Annotated in this window: 26 protein-coding genes; 5 read left to right on the top strand and 21 right to left on the bottom strand. The window is 66.9% G+C overall.

The window, feature by feature from the left end:
- Positions 1-47: 47 nt before the first annotated feature.
- Positions 48-1,007, bottom strand: coding sequence for an ABC transporter substrate-binding protein (locus tag ACX3PH_RS01740; protein WP_459088748.1), 960 nt, complete (start codon positions 1,005-1,007; stop codon positions 48-50).
- A 92-nt stretch (positions 1,008-1,099) separates the two neighbouring features.
- A complete protein-coding gene (locus ACX3PH_RS01735; protein ID WP_459088746.1) occupies positions 1,100-2,305 on the bottom strand; it encodes an FAD-dependent monooxygenase in 1,206 nt (401 codons plus the stop codon).
- A gap of 123 nt (positions 2,306-2,428) precedes the next feature.
- Here ACX3PH_RS01735 and ACX3PH_RS01730 point away from each other — a divergent pair, with 123 nt between their 5' ends.
- Positions 2,429-3,211, top strand: a complete 783-nt coding sequence (locus tag ACX3PH_RS01730; protein ID WP_459088744.1) for an IclR family transcriptional regulator — start codon at positions 2,429-2,431, stop codon at positions 3,209-3,211.
- 180 nt (positions 3,212-3,391) lie between these two features.
- Here ACX3PH_RS01730 and ACX3PH_RS01725 read toward each other — a convergent pair whose 3' ends face one another.
- The 6 genes from ACX3PH_RS01725 to ACX3PH_RS01700 all read right to left on the bottom strand — a co-directional run bounded on the left by ACX3PH_RS01725 (position 3,392) and on the right by ACX3PH_RS01700 (position 8,790).
- The gene (locus tag ACX3PH_RS01725; protein ID WP_459088742.1) at positions 3,392-3,826 is read right to left on the bottom strand and encodes a MarR family winged helix-turn-helix transcriptional regulator; all 435 of its coding nucleotides are present in this window, start codon (positions 3,824-3,826) and stop codon (positions 3,392-3,394) included.
- A complete protein-coding gene (locus ACX3PH_RS01720) occupies positions 3,817-4,569 on the bottom strand; it encodes a maleylpyruvate isomerase family mycothiol-dependent enzyme (protein WP_459088740.1) in 753 nt (250 codons plus the stop codon). The genes ACX3PH_RS01725 and ACX3PH_RS01720 overlap by 10 nt, the downstream gene beginning before the upstream one ends.
- A 4-nt stretch (positions 4,570-4,573) precedes the next feature.
- Positions 4,574-5,407, bottom strand: coding sequence for a fumarylacetoacetate hydrolase family protein (locus ACX3PH_RS01715; RefSeq protein ID WP_459088738.1), 834 nt, complete (start codon positions 5,405-5,407; stop codon positions 4,574-4,576).
- Positions 5,404-6,483 (bottom strand): cupin domain-containing protein, encoded by a 1,080-nt coding sequence (locus ACX3PH_RS01710; protein WP_459088736.1) that lies wholly within the window; start codon positions 6,481-6,483, stop codon positions 5,404-5,406. Before ACX3PH_RS01710 ends, ACX3PH_RS01715 begins: the two co-directional genes overlap by 4 nt.
- A 231-nt stretch (positions 6,484-6,714) precedes the next feature.
- Positions 6,715-7,569 carry an IclR family transcriptional regulator domain-containing protein gene (locus tag ACX3PH_RS01705; protein ID WP_459088734.1) on the bottom strand — a complete coding sequence of 285 codons (855 nt, stop codon included), beginning with the start codon at positions 7,567-7,569 and terminating at the stop codon, positions 6,715-6,717.
- A gap of 48 nt (positions 7,570-7,617) precedes the next feature.
- Positions 7,618-8,790, bottom strand: a complete 1,173-nt coding sequence (locus ACX3PH_RS01700; protein WP_459088732.1) for a thiolase family protein — start codon at positions 8,788-8,790, stop codon at positions 7,618-7,620.
- A gap of 106 nt (positions 8,791-8,896) precedes the next feature.
- On the opposite strand from ACX3PH_RS01700, the gene ACX3PH_RS01695 reads away from it, so the two are divergent.
- Positions 8,897-10,120, top strand: a complete 1,224-nt coding sequence (locus tag ACX3PH_RS01695) for a 4-hydroxybenzoate 3-monooxygenase (RefSeq protein ID WP_459088730.1) — start codon at positions 8,897-8,899, stop codon at positions 10,118-10,120.
- On the opposite strand, the gene pcaC is transcribed toward ACX3PH_RS01695, so the two are convergent.
- The 10 genes from pcaC to ACX3PH_RS01645 form a co-directional block, all read right to left on the bottom strand.
- A complete protein-coding gene (gene pcaC / locus ACX3PH_RS01690) occupies positions 10,117-10,491 on the bottom strand; it encodes a 4-carboxymuconolactone decarboxylase (protein ID WP_459088728.1) in 375 nt (124 codons plus the stop codon). The two genes, ACX3PH_RS01695 and pcaC, sit on opposite strands and share 4 nt — an antisense overlap.
- The gene (locus tag ACX3PH_RS01685; protein WP_459088726.1) at positions 10,491-11,255 is read right to left on the bottom strand and encodes an alpha/beta fold hydrolase; all 765 of its coding nucleotides are present in this window, start codon (positions 11,253-11,255) and stop codon (positions 10,491-10,493) included. The genes pcaC and ACX3PH_RS01685 overlap by 1 nt, the downstream gene beginning before the upstream one ends.
- Complete coding sequence (gene pcaB, locus ACX3PH_RS01680) at positions 11,252-12,595, bottom strand: 3-carboxy-cis,cis-muconate cycloisomerase (RefSeq protein WP_459088724.1); 1,344 nt, start codon at positions 12,593-12,595, stop codon at positions 11,252-11,254. The genes ACX3PH_RS01685 and pcaB overlap by 4 nt, the downstream gene beginning before the upstream one ends.
- Complete coding sequence (pcaG, locus tag ACX3PH_RS01675; protein WP_459088722.1) at positions 12,582-13,115, bottom strand: protocatechuate 3,4-dioxygenase subunit alpha; 534 nt, start codon at positions 13,113-13,115, stop codon at positions 12,582-12,584. The genes pcaB and pcaG overlap by 14 nt, the downstream gene beginning before the upstream one ends.
- The gene (pcaH, locus tag ACX3PH_RS01670; RefSeq protein ID WP_459088720.1) at positions 13,112-13,885 is read right to left on the bottom strand and encodes a protocatechuate 3,4-dioxygenase subunit beta; all 774 of its coding nucleotides are present in this window, start codon (positions 13,883-13,885) and stop codon (positions 13,112-13,114) included. Before pcaH ends, pcaG begins: the two co-directional genes overlap by 4 nt.
- A gap of 93 nt (positions 13,886-13,978) precedes the next feature.
- On the bottom strand, positions 13,979-14,767 hold the full coding sequence (locus ACX3PH_RS01665) for an IclR family transcriptional regulator (RefSeq protein ID WP_459088718.1): 789 nt from the start codon (positions 14,765-14,767) through the stop codon (positions 13,979-13,981).
- 30 nt (positions 14,768-14,797) lie between these two features.
- Positions 14,798-14,983 (bottom strand): DUF1918 domain-containing protein, encoded by a 186-nt coding sequence (locus ACX3PH_RS01660; protein WP_459088716.1) that lies wholly within the window; start codon positions 14,981-14,983, stop codon positions 14,798-14,800.
- A gap of 57 nt (positions 14,984-15,040) precedes the next feature.
- The gene (locus ACX3PH_RS01655) at positions 15,041-15,826 is read right to left on the bottom strand and encodes a glucosamine-6-phosphate deaminase (RefSeq protein ID WP_459088714.1); all 786 of its coding nucleotides are present in this window, start codon (positions 15,824-15,826) and stop codon (positions 15,041-15,043) included.
- Positions 15,827-15,855: 29 nt separating this feature from the next.
- On the bottom strand, positions 15,856-16,686 hold the full coding sequence (locus tag ACX3PH_RS01650) for an SDR family NAD(P)-dependent oxidoreductase (RefSeq protein ID WP_459088712.1): 831 nt from the start codon (positions 16,684-16,686) through the stop codon (positions 15,856-15,858).
- On the bottom strand, positions 16,679-18,352 hold the full coding sequence (locus ACX3PH_RS01645) for an FAD-binding oxidoreductase (protein WP_459088710.1): 1,674 nt from the start codon (positions 18,350-18,352) through the stop codon (positions 16,679-16,681). Before ACX3PH_RS01645 ends, ACX3PH_RS01650 begins: the two co-directional genes overlap by 8 nt.
- A 17-nt stretch (positions 18,353-18,369) precedes the next feature.
- Here ACX3PH_RS01645 and ACX3PH_RS01640 point away from each other — a divergent pair, with 17 nt between their 5' ends.
- Positions 18,370-18,969, top strand: a complete 600-nt coding sequence (locus tag ACX3PH_RS01640; RefSeq protein ID WP_459088708.1) for a TetR/AcrR family transcriptional regulator — start codon at positions 18,370-18,372, stop codon at positions 18,967-18,969.
- Positions 18,970-18,973: 4 nt separating this feature from the next.
- Positions 18,974-20,497, top strand: a complete 1,524-nt coding sequence (locus ACX3PH_RS01635) for a glycerol-3-phosphate dehydrogenase/oxidase (RefSeq protein WP_459088706.1) — start codon at positions 18,974-18,976, stop codon at positions 20,495-20,497.
- Positions 20,498-20,506: 9 nt separating this feature from the next.
- Here ACX3PH_RS01635 and ACX3PH_RS01630 read toward each other — a convergent pair whose 3' ends face one another.
- From ACX3PH_RS01630 to ACX3PH_RS01620, 3 genes are all read right to left on the bottom strand, one after another.
- A complete protein-coding gene (locus ACX3PH_RS01630) occupies positions 20,507-20,899 on the bottom strand; it encodes a type II toxin-antitoxin system VapC family toxin (protein WP_459088704.1) in 393 nt (130 codons plus the stop codon).
- Positions 20,896-21,150 (bottom strand): type II toxin-antitoxin system Phd/YefM family antitoxin, encoded by a 255-nt coding sequence (locus ACX3PH_RS01625; RefSeq protein ID WP_459088702.1) that lies wholly within the window; start codon positions 21,148-21,150, stop codon positions 20,896-20,898. Before ACX3PH_RS01625 ends, ACX3PH_RS01630 begins: the two co-directional genes overlap by 4 nt.
- Positions 21,151-21,250: 100 nt before the next feature.
- Positions 21,251-22,027, bottom strand: coding sequence for a hypothetical protein (locus ACX3PH_RS01620; RefSeq protein ID WP_459088700.1), 777 nt, complete (start codon positions 22,025-22,027; stop codon positions 21,251-21,253).
- A gap of 169 nt (positions 22,028-22,196) precedes the next feature.
- On the opposite strand from ACX3PH_RS01620, the gene ACX3PH_RS01615 reads away from it, so the two are divergent.
- On the top strand, positions 22,197-22,874 hold the full coding sequence (locus tag ACX3PH_RS01615; RefSeq protein WP_459088698.1) for a DedA family protein: 678 nt from the start codon (positions 22,197-22,199) through the stop codon (positions 22,872-22,874).
- Positions 22,875-22,880 lie beyond the last annotated feature (6 nt).

Here is a 22,880-nt window from a genome sequence, read left to right as displayed (position 1 = left end):
TACTCGACACTGGGTACTCGGCTTCTGCTTGGTTGGTACGGGTCGGGCTACGGGAGCAGCTTGTCCAGGTCCGGCTCTGCCTTCAGCGTTCCGTAGCCGAATGCGGCTGCGCCGAGTTTCTCCATAGCCTCGCGGTTGAACTCGACGTTGAACTTCGGAAGCACCATCGCATCCAGCTGCTCGAGTGACATCTTCGTGTACGTGGTCACGATCTGCTTGACCTCGTCCGGGTTGGCGTCAGCGTACTCCAGCGACTTGTTCATCGCGGTGGTGAACGCCTCGACCAGTTCCGGCTTGTTCTCGAAGGTGTCGAGCGTGGTGAAATAGCCGGCGATGTCCAGTGCCGGGTCGAAGTCCGAGAAGTTGTAGCTGATCACGCGGGCACCGTTGGCAACGGCAGAGTCGAGGAACGGGGCGAGGATCCATGCCGCGTCGACCTGCTTGTTCGTCACGGCAGCTTCGGCGTCGGGGAACGCGACCTCGACGAACTTGATGGTCGAGGAGTCGCCACCGTCGTCGTCGACGACCGTGCGGATGGTGGTGTCACCGATGTTCTGCAGGTTGTTCACCGAGACGGTCTTGCCGGACAGGTCCGCCGGGCTTTCGATGTCGGAGTCACCCGGAACGATCACGGCGCCGAAGTCGGGGTCGCCTGCCGTCGAGTTTCCGTTGGCGACGTACTTCAGTGCGAGGCCCTGGTCGTTGGCGACCATGCCTGAGACGTAGTTGCCGAACGCGAAGTCGTAGCTGCCGGCCACGACTCCGGGGACGGATGCCGCGCCACCTGTTGTCGGCTGCACCGTGACATCGAGGCCTTCGTCGGAGAAGAACCCCTTCTCGACGCCGAGCCAGATCGGTGCGGTGTCCACGATGGGGATGACGCCAACGGTGATCGCTGTCGGCTCGGCCGGGTCCGGAGCCTCACCGGTGTCCGGGGTTCCGCTCGCGCAGGCGGTAAGTGCGAGGACGGACGCGGCTGCGAGTCCGACCATCAGTGATTTCTTCATGTGTCACTCCTTTGTGAAACGTGCCGTGCGGTGCAGGCTTGTTCGGGATGTGAACAAGTGTTCTCTAAACACTACAGCGGATTGGGTTCGGGTCAAGGGAGCTTGATGACGTCCTTCCCGTAAAGCCAGTCGGTGTAACGGTAATCGTCGTGCTTGCGGTCAGAGAAGAGGATGTTCCGGATGGTGCGCCCGATGCCGTCCACGTGCCATGACTCGCCCCAGGTTCGGGCGTTCCGCTGCACGCGCGCCGTTCTGGGTGCCCGTTCGCGGTTGAAGAGTTCGGCAGCCGAAAGCCAGCCATCGACATCCGGTGTCGCGCTGACCTGGCGACTGACAGCATCCTGAAGCACGCGTCCGTCCTCGAGCGCCTGGCACGCCCCCTGAGCGAGGTACTGCAGCATCGGATGGGCGGCGTCACCCAGCAGCAGCAGCCGGTCGCTGATCCAGTGCTCGATCGGATCGCGGTCGAACATCAGCCACCAGCGCTCGCGGGGGATGAACGTGAGGGCGTGGCGGATGCTCGGAAGGCAGGTCGCGAACGCGGCATCCAGTTCCCCTGGACGACCCCAGTCCTCCAGCTCGCCCCGAAGGAATGCGGGGGACTCGAAGACGGCCACCTGGTTGAGCAGGGCGCCCTGCTCGGCGGTGGCCTTGCGGATCGGGTACTGGACGAAGTGGCAGCCTGGGCCGATGTAGAGGGTGACGTTCTCGAGGTCGGCGTCAATGTCGACGTCGTTCATCAGGATCGTCCCGCGGTAGGCGACGTAACCGGAAGCGACGGGAGAGTCATCGACGAGCTTTCCGCGCAGCCGGGAGTTCAAGCCGTCGGCCGCAATGGCGAGGTTGCCCTCGTAGCGGTTGCCGGATGCCGTGGTGACGACTGCCAGATCCCCTTCGGACGAGACGGTGTCGACCTGCTCGTTCGAGATCAACGTGACTCCGGCATCCTGCGCGGCCTTCAGCAGAAGGGCGAGCAGGTCGCTGCGATGGCCGACAAGGTAGGGGGCGCCGTAGCGCTCCTCGAACTCTGCGCCGAGCTCCATGCGGGTGAGCTCGCGGCCGTCGACGGCATCTTTGATCACCAGGGCGTTCGGCTGCACGCCGTAGCCGCGCATCTCATCGAGGAGACCCCAATCGGCGAGCACGCGGGTGCCGTTCGGGCCCAGTTCCAGGCCGGCGCCGACCTCCTTGAAGTCAGGCTCCCGCTCCAGCACGGTAACGGTGGCTCCGGCGCGGCTCAGGCCCACAGCTGCGGCGAGCCCACCGATGCCGCCTCCGGCAATAATCACGTTTGTCATGTGTCGACCGTCGCGGATGACGACTCGGACAGCAAGCAAATTCTGGCTGTAAGAATGACAGCGGGTAACACTAGGGCGAGTATCCTGTAGTTGTCTATACGATCCGCCGAGTATAATTCTGTTGTGCAGAATGCTACACAGCGGAGGAAACCGGCCTACTCACTGGAGTCCGTCGATAACGCGCTCCGCCTGGTGCAGGTGCTGCGCGATGAGGGGCGACTCCGGTTGAAGGACGCAGCGGAACTACTCGGCATCGCGCCATCGACCGCACACCGGTTGCTGTCGATGCTCGTGTATCGAGGGTTCGCCGAACAGGACGAGTCGCGCACCTACCTGCCAGGGCCGGCCATCGGGGTGCCACCGGTCGCGGCCGAGTGGACGAAGGAGTTCAAGAATCGGGCCCAGCCGCACCTCGAAGTGCTGCTCGGCCAGCTCGATGAGACGGTCAACCTGGTGATCAGGGTGGGGACGTCGGTGCGATTCCTGTTGACGCTCGAGTCGTCGAACTTCCTGCGCGTCGGGGACCGGCAGGGAACTGTCTTGCCGGCAAGGCTCGCATCCGGTGGCAAGGCGATGCTGGCGGAGTTGCCGCCCGCGCAGCTCGCCCGTTTGTATCAGAGCCCGTCGTCGTACACCGCCGACCCGATGAGCGAGGAGGAATTCGATGCGCTCAGCCGGGAGTTGCGCGCCGTCAAGTCGCGCGGGTATGCGCTCAACATCGGCGAGACCGAAACCGGGCTCGCAGCCATCGGGCTTGTGTTGCTGGGGAGTGACGGCAGGGCGATCGGTGGGTTCTCGATGGCCGCCCCCGCGGTGCGACTGCAGAAACTGACGGAGGACAGCACGATCGGGCTGCTGCTCGCCACCCGCGCCGCGATCGAGCGAGACATAGCCGACCTCCACTGACCCCCCTGACCGACTTCGTCGAACCCCCCCTTTCGCTGGTTGAGCTTGTCGAAACCGGCTGGAAACACGCCGCACGTGGGAAGGGTCTCCGTGCGAGGCGACAGCGGCGGCAGCCTTTTCCGGCGGGTCTCCGGCCCCGAGGAGTGTGAGTACGTCTCCGCGGAGCAGGAGGGGTCGTGCCTAGGTGTCCGCGAGGAGGAGGGTCAGCAGGCGGTGCAGCTCAGCGCGGTCGGGTGCGCTGAGCCCGGCGATCAGCACCTCGTGCACACGGTCGGCTCGCGGGAGCAGCTCGGCCAGCACCGTCTCGCCCTGCTCGGTGAGGGACAGGATGTTCCTGCGCCGATCATCCGGATCCCGGTCGCGCAGGATCAGGCCGCGGCGCTCCAGGCGCGCGCAGACATCCGCGATCGTGGACCGATCCAGCTGCAGGTGCTCCCCCAGCATGCGCTGGTCGATTCCCGGGTTGGCGTGCACCAGGTTGAGTGCGCCGAACTGCACCGAGGTGAATTCGGCGGATGCTTCGCGCTGCCAGACGGCGGCGTGCAGTTGCTGCGCCCGCCTGACCAGGAACCCGGTGTAGTCGGCCAGCTCGACCGTCTCGCCAGTCACAGCCATCGTGGTGACTTCGGAACCGGCGAGCCGTTCGCGGTGTGAACGCCGAGACTCCCACGTCCGGTCGCCCAGCGGGTCAGGGCGGCCGCCGTGCCGAGCAGTTCGACGCCATCCTCCGTGCCACCGGTGACGGAGCGGATGCCGTCCCGGTCCTCCGCGCGGAGCACGAAGTTGGGGATTCCCTCCTCGGCCTGGCGACGGCTCCAGGCGCCCAGCACATCGGTCTGCAGCCGGTCGACCAACTCGGCAGGGAAATCGTTGACGCTCCCGCCGTTGTCCAGGTCGACGGCGTGCAACCACACTTCACGCGTGCGCATCCAGACGGTTTCGGAGGCCGGGACGGTGCGCCCCTGGGCGGTGCGCACCTCGGCGTCCCAGGCCTCCGGTTCGAGGTCGCGCCACTCCACGTTCAGGTGCACGGCCGCGTGTGCGCTCAGATTGCGCAAGGCGGCCGGGCTCAGGGTGGCGCCGTATTCGATCTCGGCGTTGCGGGCATCCGTCGTCGCGTACATCGGAGTCTCGACGCTGGTCGCCGCCCACTCGGTCAGGTGGGTGAGCGCCCGCGCGTTGTAACCGACGTGGGCGATCACGTGGCGCCGGTCCCAGCCGGGAAGCAGCGACGGCCCGTCGAACTCGTCGTCAGCCAGCTCGGCGAGCTTGCGCTCGAAGTAAGCGGTGCCGCGCCTGGCCAGCAGCAGGCCAGCGAGGATGTCCGGATCCTGCGTCTTGTCGGTGCGGGCGACCATGGTGCTACCCGGCCAACCCGGCGACGTTGCGCTGCGCGCCGAGGCCCTCGATGGATGTCTCGAGCACGGAACCGTTCTGCAGGTAACGCTGCGGCTTGCGGGCGTGGCCGACCCCACCCGGTGTCCCGGTGGCGATCACGTCGCCCGGGTTCAGGGTGACGATCTGCGAGAAGTAGGAGATGAGCGCGGCGGGCGTGAACACGAGCTCGCCGGTGGAGACTTCCTGCACCGTGTCACCGTCGACGACGGCCTTCATCGTGGGCCCGGGAGTCCATTCATCCGTCGTCACGAGGTACGGCCCGAATGGCGTGGTGTTCTCGAAGGTCTTGCCCTGCAGCCACTGCAGCGTGCGGTACTGGAAGTCCCTCATGGTCACGTCGTTGAGCACCGCGTAGCCGGCGATCGCATCCTCAGCCTCGGCTTCGGTGGCGTTCCGAACCGGCTTACCGATGACGACCGCGAGCTCCGCCTCCCAGTCGACGGCATCCGACAGCGGTGACAGCTCGATCTCGTCGAACGCGCCGATCAGCGCCTCCGGGTACTTGGCAAAGAAGGTCGGATGCTCGGGAAGCTCACGCCCCATCTCGAGGATGTGCTTGCGGTAGTTGAGTCCGGCGCAGACGATCTTGCTCGGCTGCGGCACGACAGGAGCCCAGGCGGTGTCCTCGATCGAGTCGAGCGCGTGCACCTTGCCGTCGGCGGCCTCCGCGACCGCGCGCCACTCCGGGTTGCCGAGCAGGGCGCCGACATCCGCCACCCCATCGATCTCGATGGCGCTGTCGTCGGTGATGAGCACGGCGGTGTTGCCGGTCGTGGTGCGTAGGGTGGCGAGCTTCATGCGTTTTCTCCAGGGATGTAGGTACGGGCGAAATTGAGCCGGTCGATGATGGGTCCGTCGTTGAAGCGGAACAGGTCGAACTGGGTGGTCGCGTGCAGCGACCACGAAACCCACGAGGGAACCACGAAAAGGTCGCCGGTGACCAGCTTGTGCTCGGTACCGCCCAGGACGACACTGCCCTCACCCTCGAACACCTGCCACACGGATGACCCGACCTCGTGCCGGGAGGGCGTGTCGGCGCCGGCGCGCAGCCGATGGAACTCGGCCCGGATGGTCGGCATCACGTCGCCACCGGTGGTCGGGTTCACGTAGCGGATGGCGGCGTGCCCCTGCTCGACGGTGGCCGGGTGCCCCTCGTCTTCCAGAAGCAGCTGCTCGCGGAGCGCGGCATCCGTGTGCTCCCAGCGGTAGGCGGCCAGGGGAGAACTCGCCTTGTTCTCAAGTCCGGACAGCGGGCGCAGCCCGGGGTGTCCCCAAAGCCGTTCGGCGCGAGAGACCGCGGGGGACGCCTCATCCGTCACCCGCTCGGACCCGTACTCGAAGAAGCCGACATCGGTGTAGCTGGAGAACGGGATGTCGAGTCCATCGATCCAGGCCATCGGCTGGTCGGTGTCGTTGTGGTGGCCGTGGAAGTTCCAACCGGGGGTGAGCAGCAGGTCGCCTCGTCGCATGGCCACCGGGTCGCCGTTGACGACAGTCCACACCCCTTCACCCTCGACCACGAAGCGGAACGCGTTCTGGCTGTGACGGTGCTCCGGCGCGGTCTCCCGCGGCCCGAGGTACTGGATGGCCGCCCACAGGGTCGGGGTCGCGTAGGCGGTGCCGGGCAGGCCGGGATTAGCGAGGCCGATGGCGCGCCGCTCGCCGCCGCGGCCGATCGGCACCAGGTCACCGCTGCGCTTGGCGAGGTCGTAGAGGGTCTCCCACTTCCAGACGTGGGCGATAGCTGACGGCTCCGGCGCCATCGGCATGAGGCCTTCGCGCTGCGTCCACAGCGGGGCAAGCTGGTTCGCGTCGAAGTCGCGGTAGAGCTGTTCCAGCTCGGGGCTGTCGGCGTGGCCGTCCATCTGTTCCATGGGTCTCGTCCTCTCGTGCTGCGGTGCACCTGCAAACGCTCAGTACCCCAACTATATGCACAAACGCGCAGATCTCGCTAGGCCGGAACTGGCCGCCCCGCTCGACGATGACGGAGTTTCTCTTCGATGACACCCTTCACAACGCCGTCATCGAAGACAAACTCCGTCATCGTCGATCGGATGCCCGGCGAAAGTGGGCAGGCGGGGAGGTCTTGCGAGAAAAGTCGAGCGCTACAGCGGATGACTGGTCGGGCTGAGTCCGTGGTTGCCGGCACGCGTGAAAGGCCGGGAGGCAGTCAGGTCGCGACTGATCCGCTCGGCAGTCTGCTTCAGCGGGGGCAGGAGGTTCTCCTGAATGGACTCCACCGTGTGGCTGTTCGCGGTGGTCGACACGTTGATCGCCGCCATGACCGTTGAACCGTGCCAGATCGGCGCCGCGATCGATCGCAGGCCGTTCTCCAGCTCCTGGTCGACCATCGCCCAGCCCTGCTCCCGCACCCGGCCGAGCTCCACAACGAGTGCTTCGCGGGTCGTGATGGTGTGCGAGGTGAGGCCCGCGAAGTCGATGCCGTCCAGGTGGGAGTCGAGTTCTTCGGCGCTGAACGACGCGAGCAGCACACGGCCCATCGAGGTCGCGTAGGCGGGGAACCGGGTGCCGATGTTGATCCGTACGGTCATGATGCGGCGGGTGGGCACGCGGGCGACGTATACGATGTCAGTCCCGTCGAGCACCGAAGCGGACGTCGACTCGTGGATGCTTGCGGCCAGCTGCTCGAGGTGCGGCTGGGCGATCTCGGGCAGCGACAGCGCGGACAGGTAACTGAAACCGAGTTCGAGCACCCGGGCGGTGAGGCTGAACATCCGCCCATCCGTTTTCACGTAGCCGAGCTCCACCAGGGTCAGCAGGAAGCGGCGACTGGTCGCCCGGGTGAGGCCGGTGCGACGGGAGATGTCGCTGAGCGTCATTTCGGGGTGGTCACCGTCGAAAGCTCGGATGACGCTGAGGCCTCGCGCCAGCGACTGCACGTATTGACCGCTCGGATCTCGGGAACCGTCGGATTCGGTGCTGTCTGCGGAAAGCGTCATCCGTCTATCATCCTTCCTCTGGAGGGGTCCTCCGTGTCAGGCTCGCGCTCAGCGTTCGAGCACGATCGCCAGGCCCAACCCGACGCCGATGCAGATGGCGGCAACACCCACGCCGCCGCCGCGACGTTCCAACTCGTGGGCGACGTGTCCGACGATGCGGGAACCGGATGCGCCGAGCGGGTGTCCGATGGCGATGGCGCCACCGTGAATGTTCACCTTCGCAGGGTCGAGTTCTGGCCACAGTTTCAGGCAGGCGAGGCTTTGCGAGGCGAAGGCCTCGTTCAGTTCGACCACATCGACATCCGCCCAGGTCTTGCCGGCGCGGGCGAGCGCCTTGTTGGCCGCCTCGACCGGCGCGATGCCGAACACGTTGGGGTCGACGGCGTGCACGCCGCGGGAGACGATGCGGGCCAGCGGCTCCGCGTCGATCGGAGCGTTTTCTGAACCGATGAGGATCGCGCCGGCACCGTCGTTGAGCGGCGAGGAGTTGCCCGCGGTTACCGAGCCGTCGGGCCGGAACGCGGGCTTCAGCCCGCCCAGTGCCTCCACGGAGGTGTCAGCCCGGATGCTCTCGTCCCTGGCGAGGTCGACGCCCGCCACCGGAACGACCTCCCGGTCGTAGATGCCCTCGTCCCAGGCTGCAGCCGCATTGCGGTGGCTGAGCAGAGCGAACTCGTCCTGCGCCTCGCGGCTGATCCCATATTGTTCCGCGAGAATCTCAGCCGTCTCCCCCAGCGAGACGCTCCACTGTTCCGGCATCCGCGGGTTCACCATCCGCCAGCCGAGGGTGGTGGAGTGCATGGTCTCGTGCGCGCTCGGGTACGGGCGCGACGGCTTGAGCATCACCCAGGGCGCGCGGCTCATCGACTCGACTCCGCCGGCGATCATCACCTCGGCATCGCCCGTTTCGATGGCCCGACTTGCCTGGATCACCGCCTCGAGGCCCGATCCGCACAGCCGATTCAGGGTGGCGCCGGGCACGGAGGTGGGGAAGCCGGCCAGGATGGCTGCCATCCGCGCTACGTTGCGGTTGTCCTCGCCGGCGGCGTTGGCATCGCCGAGGAGCACGTCGTCGACGGTCGCCGGGTCGAAGTTCGGATGCCGCGCCACCAGTTCGCGCAGCACGCCGGCAGCGAGGTCGTCGGGGCGCACCCCGGCGAGGGCCTTGCCGTAGCGGCCGAATGGTGTGCGGACGGCATCATAGATAAAGCTGGCAGTCATTTCAGAATTCCCATTGTGTGCGCATAGCGAACTTGTGTTCTAATGATGAGCGTATCATTGAGGAATATCAACCCGGCGAAACCCAGCGAACCGGAAGGACGGCAGTGTGGCCACGCGAACCAGCATCAGCACCCAGGTAGCAATCATTGGCGGAGGGCCGGCCGGACTGCTGTTATCCCACCTGCTGCGACGCTCCGGCATCGACAGCGTCGTGCTGGAAGCCCGTGACCGCGACTACACGATCCAGCGGGTTCGCGCCGGAGTCCTCGAGCACGCGGCCGTCGACCTGCTGACCGAGGCTGGCCTCGGCGGGCGGCTCGCGGTGGAGGGCCAGCGCCACGACGGCATCTACCTGCAGTACAACGGGAGCCGACACCACGTCTCGTTCCGCGAGCTCGTCGGCCGCTCGGTGTGGGTCTACGGCCAGCAGGAGGTCGTGAAAGACCTCATCGCAGCCCACGACCAGGCCGGAACCCCCGCCCGGTACAGCGTCTCGAGCGTCGAACTGGAGAACGTGGCCGACGGCCCGGTGACCGTGCGATTCACCCAGGACGGCGAAGACTTCGAGCTGACCGCCGACTTCGTGGCGGGTGCGGATGGCGCCCACGGCGTCTGCCGGCCGAGCATCCCCGCCGTCGAGAAGAAGACCTACCGGCGCGAGTACCCGTTCGGCTGGCTGGGCATCCTCGCCCACGTTCACCCGTCGACGGACGAGCTGATCTATGCCCTGCACGAGCGCGGCTTCGCCATGCACAGCATGCGGTCGGAGACCGTCAGCCGCCTCTACCTGCAGGTCGACCCGCACGACGACATCGCCAACTGGCCGGATGATCGCATCTGGGACGAACTGGACCTCCGCCTCGGCACCCCAGGCTGGAAGCTGGAACGCGGCGAGATCTTCGACAAGAACATCACCCCGATGCACAGCTTCGTGAGCGACCCCATGCGGTTCGGCAAGCTGTTCCTGGTCGGGGATTCCGCCCACATCGTGCCGCCCACCGGCGCGAAGGGCCTGAACCTGGCGATAGCGGATGCCAGCTACCTGCACGACGGGCTGGTCGCCTGGTATCGCAGCGGCGACGCATCCGGGCTCGACGAGTATTCACCGCGCTCGCTGCAACGGGTGTGGCAGATCCAGCACTTCTCCGCCTGGATGACGCGGATGCTGCACCGCTTCAACGAGTCGACCGACTCCGAGCATCCAGAGAATGTGGACTACGACTACCACGTGCAGCTCGGGCAGCTCAGCCAGCTCTGCGGGTCACCACGCGGGATGGCACACCTGGCCGAGATCTACACCGGGCTGCCGTTCCTCACGCACCCGCACTAGTCGCCGTAGACCTCCTGCGCGATGCGGAACGCCGAGTTGGCTGCCGGCACCCCGCAGTACACCCCGGACTGCAGGATGATCTCGGAGACCTCTTCCTTGGTGAGCCCGTTGCGCAGGGCGGCACGCAGATGCATCTCGAGCTCTTCCCAGTGGCCGTGGGCGATGAGCGCGGTGATGGTCACGGTGCTCCGCAGTCGGCGGTCGAGCCCGGGCCGCGACCACACGTCACCCCAGGCGTACCGGGTGATGAAGTCCTGGAAGTCCCGGGTCACCTCCGAGATGTTCGCGTTGGCTCGGTCGACGTGCTCGTCGCCGAGCACCTCGCGCCGCACGGTCATGCCCTGGTCGCGCCGTTCGTCGTCGGTGGCCATCAGCCGTCCTTTCTGAGGAAGTCGATCAACAGCCGCGCGGTGACGGCGGGCTGTTCCGCGCTGGCGAGGTGTCCGGCATCCGCCACGTCGACGGCGCGCCCGTGAGGCGTCGCCGCCGCCAGTTCGGCCATCGCATCCGGTGGGGCGACCGGGTCGTCGTGCCCGGAGATCGCCAGCAGCGGCCGGCTCAGTTCGCCGAGTTCACCGCGCAGGTCGTACGCCGCGAGCGCCTCGCAGCACAGCGCGTAGCTTTCGTCGTCTGCGTCGGCGAGGGTGTGCAGCAGCTTCCCGGTCACCTCGGGAAGCCGGGCGATCGACCCGGGGGAGAACCAGCGGCCGGCGGATGCTCCCACCAGCACCGAGGTCGACTGCGCCCGCACGAGGGCGGCCCGTTCCGTCCAGGAGCTGGCCTCACCGAATTTGGCGAGCGAGCAGATCATGGCGAGACGGTCGAGGCGCTCCGGATGTCGTAAGGCCAGTTCCAGCCCGACGGCACCGCCGAGCGACACGCCCGCGTAGTGGAAGGTGCGGTCGCCGACCAGCTCGAGCACCGCATCCGCCAGCTCGGAAACGGTGAAGGGTTCGCTGGCCGCGGGCGAGATGCCGTGGCCGGGAAGGTCCCAGGCGAGAATGTCGAATCGCTTTTCGAGCAGTGCGGCGGCGTCCTCCCAGACCAAAGTGGAGGTGCCGAGCGACGGGCCGAGCACGAGCAGGGGCGCGCCCGCTGTCCCGCTCCTGGCCGCGCGAATCGTGGGGACGCTCATCCGGTTGCCTGCACGTGTGCCAGAGCTCGGTCGATGAGTTCGCCGCTCAGGCCGAGGTAGTTCAGGGGGTCGAGCAATTCATCGAGCGAGTCTTCGCTCCAGTCGGGCAATTCGCTTCGGAGGCCGTCCCGCAGGCTGGCCGGGTTGCCCGCAGCCTGGCCGACGAGCCGTCGCACGGTGTCATTGCCCAGGGTTGGGCCGACGGCGAGCATGATCCGCTCGCTGACGATCAGCGGCCCGGAGATGGCGAGGTTGGCACGCATCCGCTCGGCGTCGACGCGCAGACCGGGCAGCAGTTCGGCGGCGAGTGATGCTGCGCCCCCGGTCACCCGCAGCAGTTCGCGGAGGGTCTGCCATTCCACGTGCCAGGCGCCGTCGGGGCGCTCATCGACCGCGATGGCACTGCGATGAAGTTCGGCGAGGAGTCCCGGCGCCTGGCGGGAGGCCGCCTGGATCAGGACGCTCAGCACCGGGTTCTGCTTCTGCGGCATGGCCGACGATCCGCCGCCGGAGGCCTCGCTCAGCTCCCCGATCTCGGTTCGTGCCAGCAGGGACACGTCGGCGCCGATCTTGCCGACGGCAACGCAGACCCCGCTGAGCGCATCCGCAAGCCGGGTGATCGGCGTGCGCATCGTGTGCCAGGGCACCGGCGCGGACTGCAGCCCGAGCTTGCTCGCGAACGCGTCGACGAGCTCGAGTTCGCGACCCGGGGCCAGCTGGGTGAAAGAGGCCAGCGTTCCGGCCGCTCCCCCGAGCTGCGCCGGCAACGCCGACGAGACGGCACCGAGGAAGCCGCGCGCATCCGCCACCCCCACCAGCCAACCGGCGGCCTTGAGCCCGAACGTTGTCGGCACACTGTGCTGGGTCAGCGTGCGCCCGGCCATGGCGGTCGAGCGGTGCCCATCCGCCAGGGCGGCAAGGGCCGACACCGCGGTGTCCAGGTCGTCCATCATCAAGCGGATGCTCCGCTGGGCTACCAGCATCAGGGCCGAGTCGAGCACGTCCTGGCTGGTCACCCCGAGGTGGACGAACCCGGCAGCGTCGGGTCCGACCGCCGCACGAAGCTCGGCCAGCAGCGGGATGATCGGGTTGCCTCCCGCCCTGGACGCGGTGGCGATGCGGGACGCATCCAGGGTGAGCTCGGCTGCGACGCTGCGAATCTTCTCGGCAGCGGCATCCGGAACCAGGCCAAGCTCCGCCTCGGCAGCGGCAAGGGCCACCTCGGCATCGAGCATTGCGCGGAGCACGGCGACATCCCCGGTCGCCTCGGCCACCGGGGTGCCGGCCCAATAGGGGGACAGCAGCCCGTGGTCTGCCGCGCTGGGATCATCCGAAGTCAAGGAAGATTGTCTCCTCTTCACCCTGCAGGTGAATGTCGTGGTGCAGCGATCCGTCACTCTGACGGCGTGCAATCAGGGTAGCCCTCCGCTCGGCGGGCAGGGACGCCAGGAAGGTGTCCTCCGCTCCCGGCAGATAGATGCGGGTGTGCAGTTTGTCGGTCAGCCCGCGGGCGAACACGATGCAGGCGAAGAACGGGGTTGCCCCATCGACCGCGCCCGGCTCGACGGTGGTGAACGAGTAGCCGCCGTCCCGGGTGGTCGCCGACCGGCCGAACCCCGTGAAGGTGTAGCCGTCCCGGGTGAGCGAGCCGCGCGCATCCGGAATCGTGCCGGACGCATCCGCCTGCCAGATCTCGACAATCGAGTCCGGCACCGGCGTGCCGTCCCCGTCGTAGACGGTGCCGTGCAGGCGCACCGCGTTCGGGTGATGGGCCGGGACCAGGTCTTCGCCGCCGTCGTACGGTAATGCGTAGCCGAAGAATGGCCCGACGGTCTGTCCTGATGTGGGGAGGAGGCTCATTCGTCGCCCCCTTCCGGCTCGAACCAGGTTCGTTGGGGCCCGGTGAGCACGACGTCCCAGCGGTAGCCGAGTGACCATTCTGGCGAGGTGAGGTCGTGGTCGTAGGTCGCGACCAGGCGGTCGCGGGCATCCTGGTCGACGATCGAGTTGTAGATCGGGTCCAGCGGGAACAGCGGGTCGCCCGGAAAGTACATCTGCGTGATGATCCGCTGCGTGAACGCGTTGCCGAACAGGGAGAAGTGGATGTGCGCGGGCCGCCAGGCGTTGGTGTGGTTCTTCCACGGGTAGGCGCCCGGCTTGATGGTGACGAAGCGGTAGCGACCGTCGTCATCGGTGATCGTGCGACCGGTTCCGGTGAAGTTGGGGTCGATGGGAGCCGGATGCTGGTCCCGCTTGTGGATGTAGCGTCCAGCCGCGTTCGCCTGCCACACCTCGACCAGCTGGTTCCGCACTGGCCGGCCGTCGCCGTCCAGCACGCGACCGGTGACCAGGATGCGCTCACCGAGCGGTTCGCCGGTGTGCTGGAGGGTGAGGTCTGATTCGATCTCCGCGACGTCGTTGTGGCCGAACGCCGGTGAGACCAGTTCGATGGTCTCCGGGTCGGCGTGGTGCAGGTCTTTGGTGGGGTGCCGCAGCACGCTGCTCCGGTACGGCGGGTAGTCGAGTGTCGTGCGGTTGTTCACCGGCGCTCCACTCGCGCGTTCGGCTTCGTATTGGCTGCGTTTGGCATCGATCTCGTTGGTGATCTGCTGCTGGTCGCTGAGTGTCATGTCGTCCTTCATTCCGGCGCATTGATTCCGGCGCCCGATCGACCTTGGCACCCCAGCGAGTGACGGACAATGGAAGATTTCCGCTCAGCGGAACTAGGCCAGCGAGTCGGTTCCTTCCCGATCCATCAGCTCGAGCAGGCTCGCCGACATTCCTGCGGCGGCCTTCTGCAACACGGGAACCAGCCTCAGGGCATCTGCCCTCATCGTGTGGGTGACCAGCCCGACCGCAGCCAGCGGCGCACCGCCACGACCCATCACCGGGACCGCCAGCGAGGTGTTGCCGAGCGTCATCTCCTGGTGCGTCTGGCTGAATCCGCTGTGGCGAACCTCCGCGAGTTGGGCCCGAAGTCGTGGCTCCGAAGTGATGGAGAACTTGGTTGGGCGCTCCAACTCGCGAGCGAAGTACGCAGCCAGGAAGTCCTCGTCCTGCCAGGCGAGAAGCGCCTTGCCGACCCCGGTTGTGTGCAGGGGAAGCCGGCCGCCCATTCTGCTGATGGTGGGGACGGATCGGGGACCGACCAGCCGCGCGACGTAGAGCGCCTCCACGCCGTCCAGGATTGCGAGGTGCACGTTCTCCGCCGTGGCCTCATACAGCGTCAGCAGGTAGGGCAAAGCGGTCTCCCGCAGGTTGAGGCTCAGCGGGGAGACCTCGCCCAGTTCCCACAGGGCACGCCCGATCGAATACCGGTGGTCGGAGCCCCGTGACAGCAGTTTCGCCTCGACCAGCTCGCCGAGCATCCGGTGCGTCGTCGTCATCGACAGTCCGGAGCGGGCGGATGCCTCGCTCAAGGTCAGGCGCGGATGCTCACCATCGAAGGCGGCGAGCAGTTTTGCGGTGCGGGCGATGACAGTTGCTCCCGGTTCTGCCGTATTGCCCGCCATGCGCTGCAGTCTAGTGAGCGGGTCTCGCCGTCACGCCTCGTGCTCGACGACGACGTCGCCACCGGGGAACACGATGCTCTCGTGTCCGTCGTCGAACTTCACGACGAAGGGTGGATCGCCGTCTGCGCCACGCGTCTCGATGACCTCACCGTGCCGGTCCGGAGCGTCCACAGTCCTGCCCCGAATCGTGATCCGGTCGCCTGCTTGTGCTTTCATCGCAGTCACCTCCTGGCGCTAGGGTACGCCGAGAGGGCTGGTGCCAACAGGGTGTCGCTAGACGCCCTGCCAGGACGGCTTGTTCTCCCAGGCGTAGCGGTAATAGTCGGTGTTCTGCAGCCGGCTTGCCGCGGCTTCGTCGAGCACCACGGTGGCGCGAGGGTGCAACTGGATAACCGATGACGGGTGGGTGGAGGAGACCGGACCTTCGATCCCAGCGGCGATGGCCGCGGCCTTGGCCTCACCGAACGCGAGCAGCACCAGGTGGCGCGCCCGCAGGATGGTGCCCAGGCCCTGGGTGATCGCATGCGTCGGCACGTCATCGAGCGAGTCGAAGAATCGGGCGTTGTCCTGCCTGGTCTGCATGGCGAGGGTCTTCACGCGGGTGAGCGAGGCGAGCGACGAGCCGGGCTCGTTGAACCCGATGTGGCCGATCGTCCCGATGCCGAGGATCTGCAGGTCGATACCGCCCGCGTCGATGATGGCCTGCTCGTATTCGGCACCTGCCGTCTGCATGTGCTCAGGGTCTCCCGACGGCACCCGCACCAGCGCCGGCGTCAGACCGAGCCGTTCGACGACCTCCCGCCTGACCACCGAGCGGTAGCACTCCGGGTGTTCCTCCGGCAGGCCGACGTACTCGTCGAGCGCGAATCCGCGTACCCCGGCCAGGTCGACGTTCTCCGCAGCGACCCGCGTCGCCAGCGCTTCGTACACCGGCAGCGGCGTGGACCCGGTGGCGAGTCCAAGTACGGCATCCGGCTTCTGGGAGACCAGGTCGAGGATGGCGTCGGCGACCAGTTTTCCGGCGTCTTCGCGGCTCGGCACAATGACAATCTCAGGCATGAGTCGACCCTATCGGTGGCTCGCTGGTGTTACTTACGGCCGATGAAGTCCTTCATGGTCGAGTAGACGCCGAACACGTTTCCGGCGAGAAAGTCCCAGGCGGGCAACGGCAGGATGCCCTTCAGCACCTTGCTGAGGTGCACGGTCCACGGCAGCAGCAATTGCGCCTTGCCGACGAGCATCGCATTCCAGGTGCGGTCGGTGACGTACTCGGGCGTCATCAGCCGGGTCAGCACCGGCGGTTTCGCACCCGCGAACATGCCTGTGCTGATGAACGTCGGGCACACCGTCGTGACGCCGACGTGGTCGTGGCCGGTTCTGGTGAGTTCCAGTCGCAGCGAGTCGCTGAAGCCGATGGCCGCCCACTTGGACGCCGCGTAGATGCTCATCCCGGGGTCGGACACCAGGCCGGCGGCGGATGCGATGGTCACGATCCGGCACTGGCTGCGGCTGGCCATCATGGCCGGCAGGAACTCGCGGGTCACATGCATCGGTGCGAGCGCGTTGATGCTCATCGTCGCGGCGATATCCCGTTCCTGGTCGTGCTCCCAGAAGTACTTGCCACGCACGATGCCGGCGTTGTTGATGAGCACATCGATCGGACCGCCGGCGAGGACTTCGGATGCCGCTGCCCGCACCGCCTCGAGGCTGGACACGTCGACCACCTGCACCGTGACATCCGTCGACTGAGAAGACAGGTCTGCCTTCGCCTGGTTCAGCAGCGCCTCATCGATGTCCCACAGCACCACGCGCGCGGCGCCTTCGGCGACCGCCTTGTTGGCGTAGATGCGCCCCATACCCATGGCGGCGCCGGTGATGAGCACCGACATTCCGGCAACGCTGGTCAGCTTCTCAGTCATCGGTTCCTGCTTTCGTCTGGCCGATCAATTTGCCGGGGTTCATGATGCCCACCGGGTCGAGGGTACGTTTGACGGCCGCCAGCACGGCGAGGCCGAGTTCGCCGATCTCGGCTGCCAGGTACGGCGCATGGTCGATTCCGACGGCGTGGTGGTGGCTGATGGTCGCGCCAGAGCGCACGATCGCCTCGGATGCGGCCGTCTTCATCCGCCGATATTGTTCGAGGCCGTCGCCCTCAAGCGGCGCCAGCACGGTGTAGTACAGGGAGGCGCCGCCCGGGTAGACGTGGGACACGTGCGTCTGGAGGTGGCAACGGGAACCGAGCGCGCTGGTCAGGGCGTCATGCACCGCGGCGTGGGTTTCCGCCAGCCGGGACCAGGATGCTGCGGTCTCCAGGGTCTCCACGAAGACGCCGCGGGTGAGCAGTTCGTCGCGACGGTAGGGAGCCAGGAAGCGGCCGTCGTCCCAGGAGGATGCCGGCTTCGCCGTGACGTAGACGCCGCCGTGCGCCCGGAACACTCGTGCGCACCGGCGCTTGCGCCCGGCAGTCTGGCCGCGTGCTCCCTCCCAGACGAACAGGGCGAGGGCCGGATGCTGCAGTCCGCGGGCGGCCAGGTACCGACGCAGCAGCGCGACGGTACGCCCCCCGGCGACCTCGAAGTTCGCCGCGGTCTCGGCTACATCGCTCAGGCGCACCACGGCCGGCAGGTCGCCGCTCGGGGTGTCCTGGATCAGCGCTCGCAATGCGGCCGCTCCGGCCTCGAAACTCGGGAAGGCCCAGGCGCCGTACGACTTCTCGGCCGGCCGCGGGACGACCCGGACCGTGACCTCGGTGATGACGCCGAGCACGCCTTCGCTGCCGAGCAGCAACTGGGTGAGATGTGGTCCGGTCGCATCCGCCGGCGCATGTCCACCCAGGTTCAGGGTGCCGCTCGGTGTCTCGGCCCGGATCGCGGTGACCAGTTCGTCGCTGCGCCCGTAGCCGGTCGACGATTGCCCGGCCGACCGGGTCGCCGCGTATCCGCCGAGCGTGGCCTGCTGGTGGCTCTGCGGCAGGTGCCCGAGCGTGAACCCGTGCTGGGCGAGGGCGGCCTCGATGGCCGGGCCGCGGATGCCAGCCTGGAAGGTCGCCGTTCGTGACTCGGTGTCCAGGGACAGCAAGCGGTTCAGCCGGCCGAGGTCGAGGATGATGACGGATGCGAACGGTCCGCGAAGCGGTTCAACCCCGCCGACCACGCTGGTGCCGCCGCCGAACGGGACGACGGCGATGCGCTCGATTGCACAGAAGGCCAGGATCTCGGCGACTTCTTCGTTGCCGCCCGGGAAGACGACGGCATCCGGAGCTCCCGCAACGTCGCCGCTGCGGCGACGCAGGAGGTCGGTGGTGCTCTTGCCGCCGGCGTGCACGATGCGGGTGACGTCGTCGGTGGCGACGTTCGCGTCTCCGACTATGGCGCCCAGGGCGTGGATCGCCGTTTCGGGAAGGCTGCTCGGGGCGGGGTGCACGTCGCTGAGTTCGACCGGCTGGTGCGTCGGCGCGGTCGATTCGAGGCTCAGTTCCGATTGGAGGTAGGCCAGGGCGTTCTCGCCCAGTGGATGGGCGTGGGTCGGGTCACCCCAGGCGTTCCAGACGGAGTGCGAGATCGACTCGGTGATGTCGGCAGCCATGCGTTACAGTGTTACACATGCCGTCACACAGTACCAACACAAACGGTACCAAGCACTCCCGCGACGACCTCATCCTGGATGCGGTGCGCGAAGCTGTCATCCGTCACGGCGTTCGCCGCACCACCGCGAATGACATCGCGGAGGGCGCCGGAATCTCGCGGATGACGTTCTACCGTGCGATGGGCAGCGTCGATGAAGCAGTGCTGCGCACCCTCACCCGCGAGTTCGCCGTCGGCACCGCCCGTGCGAAGTCGGATGCCACCGCGTTGACGGCGCGGGAACGATTGGTGGACTTCGCGGTCGAGAGCGTGCGCATCTTCGCGCTTTCACCGCTCATCCGCTCGATCGGCGATCGCGACCCGGAGCTGCTGGTGCCCTACGTGACCGACCGTTTCGGCAGCAGCCAGGCCATCGTGCTCGACGCGATCCGCGCTTTCCTCGCCGAGGGCGAAGCGGATGGCACGATCCAGGCACGCCCTGCGCTGGCGACCGCACTGCTGGTCACGCTCCAGGGCTTCGGGCTCTCCTCCAAGATCCTGGCCGCCCGCGGCGAACTCGAGGCCTGCTTCGCCGAGCTCCGCACCCTCCTGAATGCCTACCTGGCGGCGGAGGAGTAGACGGATGCCCGGCTCGCCCGGCTCGTGGATCAACGACTCGACGCGGGCGACGTCGCTCTCCCACCTGGGTGAGCACGCCGTCGACGTGATCGTCGTCGGTGGGGGGATAACCGGTGCCGGGGTCGCCCTCGACGCTGCCAGCCGCGGGCTCAGCGTTGCCCTTCTCGAATCGCACGATCTGGCCAGTGGCACCAGCCGGTTCAGCTCCAAGCTGGTGCACGGCGGCCTGCGGTACCTGGCGACCGGTGACGTGCCGCTCGCTTGGGAGTCCGCCGTCGAGCGCGCCAGGTTGATGACCACGATCGCGCCCCACCTGGTCAAGCCGATTCCATTCGTCATCCCCGACCTGCGCAGCGGACAACACCTGGAATACCTGCTGTCCACCATCGGAACCATGCTCGCCGACGGCATGCGTCGCGCGACCCGGCTGCCTGGACGCATCCTCCCCCGGCCACGAAGGGTGAGCTCGCGGATGCTCCACGCGCTGGTTCCCGCCATCCCGGCGGACACCGTTCGTGGCGGCACTCTCTATTGGGACGGCCAATTGGAAGACGACGCGCGGCTGGTGCTCGGCGTCGCTCGAACGGCGGCGTCGCTCGGCGCGCAGGTGATCCGTGACTTCCAGGTGACCGCAGCATCCGCCACCACCGTGACCGGCACCGACCGCCGCACCCGAACCGAGTTGACCCTGAACGCCGGCGTCGTCATCAACGCCACCGGCGTCTGGGCTGCCGACCTGGAACCGGCACTGCGCATCTCGCCGAGCCGAGGAAGCCACCTGATCGTGCGATCGCAGCGTCTCGGCAACCCGACGGCGGCGTACACCGTGCCGGTGCCCGGCCGCTTCGGCAAATTCGTGTTCGTACTGCCGCAGCCCGACGGTCTCTGCTACATCGGGCTGACCGATGTAGAGGACCGCGACGCGGATGGCCGGGCGGGCGTCGCGCCGGCCGATGACATCCGGTTCCTCCTGAATATCGTGGGGACAGGCATGGAGCAGCCGTTGACGTTGGCGGATGTCGTCGGCTCCTACTCCGGACTCCGCCCCCTGGTCAGCACGCACGGCACCGGTGCGGATGTGTCTCGCCGCCACCTGGTGCTGGACAAGCCTGGGCGGCCGATCACCATCGTCGGCGGGAAGCTCACCACCTACCGTCGGATGGCGGAAGACGCGGTCGACGCGGCGGTGCGCCGGCTGCCGCCGGCTGGCCGGTGCATGACTCGCACGCTGCCGCTGGTCGGTGCCGGCCGTTCTGCCGACGCGGAGTCTGCGCGGCTGGTGCGCCGGTACGGCTCAGAGGCTGCCGAGGTCGAACGGCTCGGCCGTGAACATCCGGAGTGCGCCGGGCCGCTAGTCGAGGGGTGCACGGTCACCGGCGAGGAACTGCTGTTCGGGGTGCTGGCCGAAGGCGCGGCATCCGTCGACGACCTGCTCGACCGTCGCACCCGCCTCGGCCTGGTCCCCGCCGATGCCGAGCGTGCCCGCCCGGCCGCCGAGCGCATCCTGGCCTACGCGCTCGCCCTCTAACCGGTCGGCCTATTCCGGTGACAGCGTGTTCAGTCCTACGTCTCTCGCGGCATCGATCTGCCGCTGGTCGTAGCTGATCATCACGTCGGCTCCCACCCTGAGGGCGGCGGCGATGTGGAGAGCGTCGAGGCTGCGGAGGTGTTCTCCAGGAAGTAGTCCGGCGGCGCGGAACACGGATTGATCCAACTCGAACATCTCGAGACGATCGAGGATTTCGGTCACGAGCGACTGGGGTTCTCTTGCCCGCGTGGCTGTCCTTCGCAGCTCGGTTTCGAGCAGCGAACTGCCCATGACGAGAAGACCGCCGACATGCAGCTCATCCAATTGGGCTTTCAGCGCGTCAGTCTCGGCCTCTCGCAAGAGGAGCTTCGAAGCAGCAGAGGTATCGAGGTAACAGATCATCGTTCTGCGCGAAGTTCTTCGAGAATCTCCGCGCTGGATAGCTTGCTCGTACGGCTTTCGATCTCGGAGAACCGGCCTTTGATCGTCGCCCGTCTGACGCGAACGTTCGGCATCGGCTGATCCGTGACGGGAGAGAGCACCGCGACGGGTTCACCGTGGTTCGTGATCGTGATGGTTTCGCCGGCTTGGACGTCCCGAAGGATCGCGCTGCTGTTGTTGCGCAATTCGCGATGCGCAATAGTTCTCGCCATGGCTTAGGACCTCCGTAGCAACTGTAGCAAATCCTTAGGCACAAAAGAAGAACCGCCCCAGGGTGTGAGACCCGGGACGGTTCCTGTAACGCGCGCGCGACTACGCTTCGGACTTCTCCGGTCCGGTGTCTTCCTTGCCCTGGTCGGCCAGCGCTGCCGCGCGCTCGGAGAGACGCCGCTGCACTTCATCCTGCGCGTCGTCGATGACTTTCTGGTCGAGGTGCGGGTTCACGTGGTCGTTGTGTCCATTGTGCTTCTCGATGTAGGCGTCGAGCTGCGGACCGGATTCCCACGAGGTGATCAGGCTGTACCGGGGCTCAGGTCCCTTGTGCCACACGGCGTGCCATAAGCGCTGGGTGTCGACGATGATCTGTGAGCCGGCGGGGAGCGGAATGCGGATTTCGGTGCTCGGGTCGAAGCGGTCTTCGCGCAGCGTCATGAACGATTCGGCATCATCCGAGAGGTTGAAGAATCCGCGGACGATCCAGCCGGTTCCGTCCGGGTTGAGGCGGTTGTTGTCGTCCTGGTGCAGGTTGTACAGCGCGCCCGCGTACTCGTTCGGCTGCAGCTCGATGACCCGGCAGCGGCCTACGCTCGCTCCCGGCTCCTGGGCGCGCCTGGCAAGGTTCGGCGCTCTGGCCACCTGCGACTCGATCCATACGCCGTCCTTGTCCGAGCGCGGCGGAGTGTGGTTCCAGAAACCGTTCACCTCGATCTCGCCCTTGGCGGATGCGAGCGGCGCGAACCGCGTGACACCGGACGACTTCCAATCGACGTACTCGAGGTCGAGCCACTCTCTCGGGTCCTGGGACTGGTCGTACTGGTCCAGGATGACGAAACCTTTTTCGTCGAGGAGCGCTGACTTGGTGTAGCTCATTGCGGAGAATGTGCCCTTTCGAGTTCAGGGAATTACGCGCTTGCACTAGTCCTTCTAGGGAACCTTAACACTCGGGCAACGCGAACGCTTGTTCGTGCCAGTAGGAGGAGAGTGTCGCCGAACTCGTGCTCGACCACCGTCGTCGTCGTAGGTTAGGATTGCCTAACCTATGCATGCCTCATCCCTCGGCGATGACCTCGGCAACGTGCTGCTGAGCGCCGGACCAGTCGTCTTCTATCTGGCCGTCTGGTTGTTGGTCTTCGCCGGAACCGCACTGATGCTGGGCCTCTTCATCCCGTTCATCACCGGCGACACCCTATTGTTCGCATCCGGCATTGTGGTGGCAGCGACGGACAGCCTGAACATTGCCGTCCTGGCCATCGGCGTCGGGATAGCGGCGATCCTCGGCGACCAGGTTGGTTTCATGCTGGGCGCGCGCTACGGGCGCGGCTACCTCGATCGTCACGGAGGGCGTTACTCGCTCAAAGCGATCGCCGCCGCCGAGTTGTTTTACCGCAAGTACGGGTGGTGGTCGGTTGTCATCGCCCGCTTCGTTCCCTGGGGGCGTGCGGTGGTACCGGTGATCGCCGGGGTTGGGCGGATGAACTACTACAAGTTCCTCAGTAGCAATGTCGTGGGCGCGCTTCTGTGGGGCGTCGGTCTCACGGTGATCGGATACTTTGCCGCATCCATCCCCGGAGTCAAGGCGGTTGCCTATGCGATCGCGGGCATCGTGATCGCTATCTCGATTGTCGTGAGCGTACACACCTGGTGGGTCGACCGTGCTGAACGCAGAGGCGTCGTACCGGGCCAGGACTCAGTGGCTGCATCGCTGAACAGCAACTGACACCGG

This window comes from Homoserinimonas sp. A520 (assembly GCF_054489245.1).
Note: the sequence above shows the minus strand (reverse complement) of the source record. Positions and strands in the feature narration are given on the sequence as shown.

What these genes read in the sequence shown, in the direction of transcription:
- ACX3PH_RS01620 (WP_459088700.1), bottom strand. Translation starts at nt 22,027, where the DNA reads ATGAGCTACACCAAGTCAGCGCTCCTCGACGAAAAAGGTTTCGTCATC.
- ACX3PH_RS01715 (WP_459088738.1), bottom strand. Translation starts at nt 5,407, where the DNA reads ATGAAGCTCGCCACCCTACGCACCACGACCGGCAACACCGCCGTGCTC.
- ACX3PH_RS01725 (WP_459088742.1), bottom strand. Translation starts at nt 3,826, where the DNA reads ATGGCTGTGACTGGCGAGACGGTCGAGCTGGCCGACTACACCGGGTTC.
- ACX3PH_RS01700 (WP_459088732.1), bottom strand. Translation starts at nt 8,790, where the DNA reads ATGACTGCCAGCTTTATCTATGATGCCGTCCGCACACCATTCGGCCGC.
- ACX3PH_RS01705 (WP_459088734.1), bottom strand. Translation starts at nt 7,569, where the DNA reads ATGACGCTTTCCGCAGACAGCACCGAATCCGACGGTTCCCGAGATCCG.
- ACX3PH_RS01640 (WP_459088708.1), top strand. Translation starts at nt 18,370, where the DNA reads ATGCCGTCACACAGTACCAACACAAACGGTACCAAGCACTCCCGCGAC.
- pcaG (WP_459088722.1), bottom strand. Translation starts at nt 13,115, where the DNA reads ATGAGCCTCCTCCCCACATCAGGACAGACCGTCGGGCCATTCTTCGGC.
- ACX3PH_RS01650 (WP_459088712.1), bottom strand. Translation starts at nt 16,686, where the DNA reads ATGACTGAGAAGCTGACCAGCGTTGCCGGAATGTCGGTGCTCATCACC.
- ACX3PH_RS01735 (WP_459088746.1), bottom strand. Translation starts at nt 2,305, where the DNA reads ATGACAAACGTGATTATTGCCGGAGGCGGCATCGGTGGGCTCGCCGCA.
- ACX3PH_RS01625 (WP_459088702.1), bottom strand. Translation starts at nt 21,150, where the DNA reads ATGGCGAGAACTATTGCGCATCGCGAATTGCGCAACAACAGCAGCGCG.
- ACX3PH_RS01685 (WP_459088726.1), bottom strand. Translation starts at nt 11,255, where the DNA reads ATGAGCGTCCCCACGATTCGCGCGGCCAGGAGCGGGACAGCGGGCGCG.
- ACX3PH_RS01665 (WP_459088718.1), bottom strand. Translation starts at nt 14,767, where the DNA reads ATGGCGGGCAATACGGCAGAACCGGGAGCAACTGTCATCGCCCGCACC.
- ACX3PH_RS01635 (WP_459088706.1), top strand. Translation starts at nt 18,974, where the DNA reads ATGCCCGGCTCGCCCGGCTCGTGGATCAACGACTCGACGCGGGCGACG.
- pcaH (WP_459088720.1), bottom strand. Translation starts at nt 13,885, where the DNA reads ATGACACTCAGCGACCAGCAGCAGATCACCAACGAGATCGATGCCAAA.
- ACX3PH_RS01645 (WP_459088710.1), bottom strand. Translation starts at nt 18,352, where the DNA reads ATGGCTGCCGACATCACCGAGTCGATCTCGCACTCCGTCTGGAACGCC.
- ACX3PH_RS01740 (WP_459088748.1), bottom strand. Translation starts at nt 1,007, where the DNA reads ATGAAGAAATCACTGATGGTCGGACTCGCAGCCGCGTCCGTCCTCGCA.
- pcaC (WP_459088728.1), bottom strand. Translation starts at nt 10,491, where the DNA reads ATGGCCACCGACGACGAACGGCGCGACCAGGGCATGACCGTGCGGCGC.
- ACX3PH_RS01630 (WP_459088704.1), bottom strand. Translation starts at nt 20,899, where the DNA reads ATGATCTGTTACCTCGATACCTCTGCTGCTTCGAAGCTCCTCTTGCGA.
- ACX3PH_RS01660 (WP_459088716.1), bottom strand. Translation starts at nt 14,983, where the DNA reads ATGAAAGCACAAGCAGGCGACCGGATCACGATTCGGGGCAGGACTGTG.
- ACX3PH_RS01655 (WP_459088714.1), bottom strand. Translation starts at nt 15,826, where the DNA reads ATGCCTGAGATTGTCATTGTGCCGAGCCGCGAAGACGCCGGAAAACTG.
- ACX3PH_RS01720 (WP_459088740.1), bottom strand. Translation starts at nt 4,569, where the DNA reads ATGGTCGCCCGCACCGACAAGACGCAGGATCCGGACATCCTCGCTGGC.
- ACX3PH_RS01615 (WP_459088698.1), top strand. Translation starts at nt 22,197, where the DNA reads ATGCATGCCTCATCCCTCGGCGATGACCTCGGCAACGTGCTGCTGAGC.
- ACX3PH_RS01710 (WP_459088736.1), bottom strand. Translation starts at nt 6,483, where the DNA reads ATGGAACAGATGGACGGCCACGCCGACAGCCCCGAGCTGGAACAGCTC.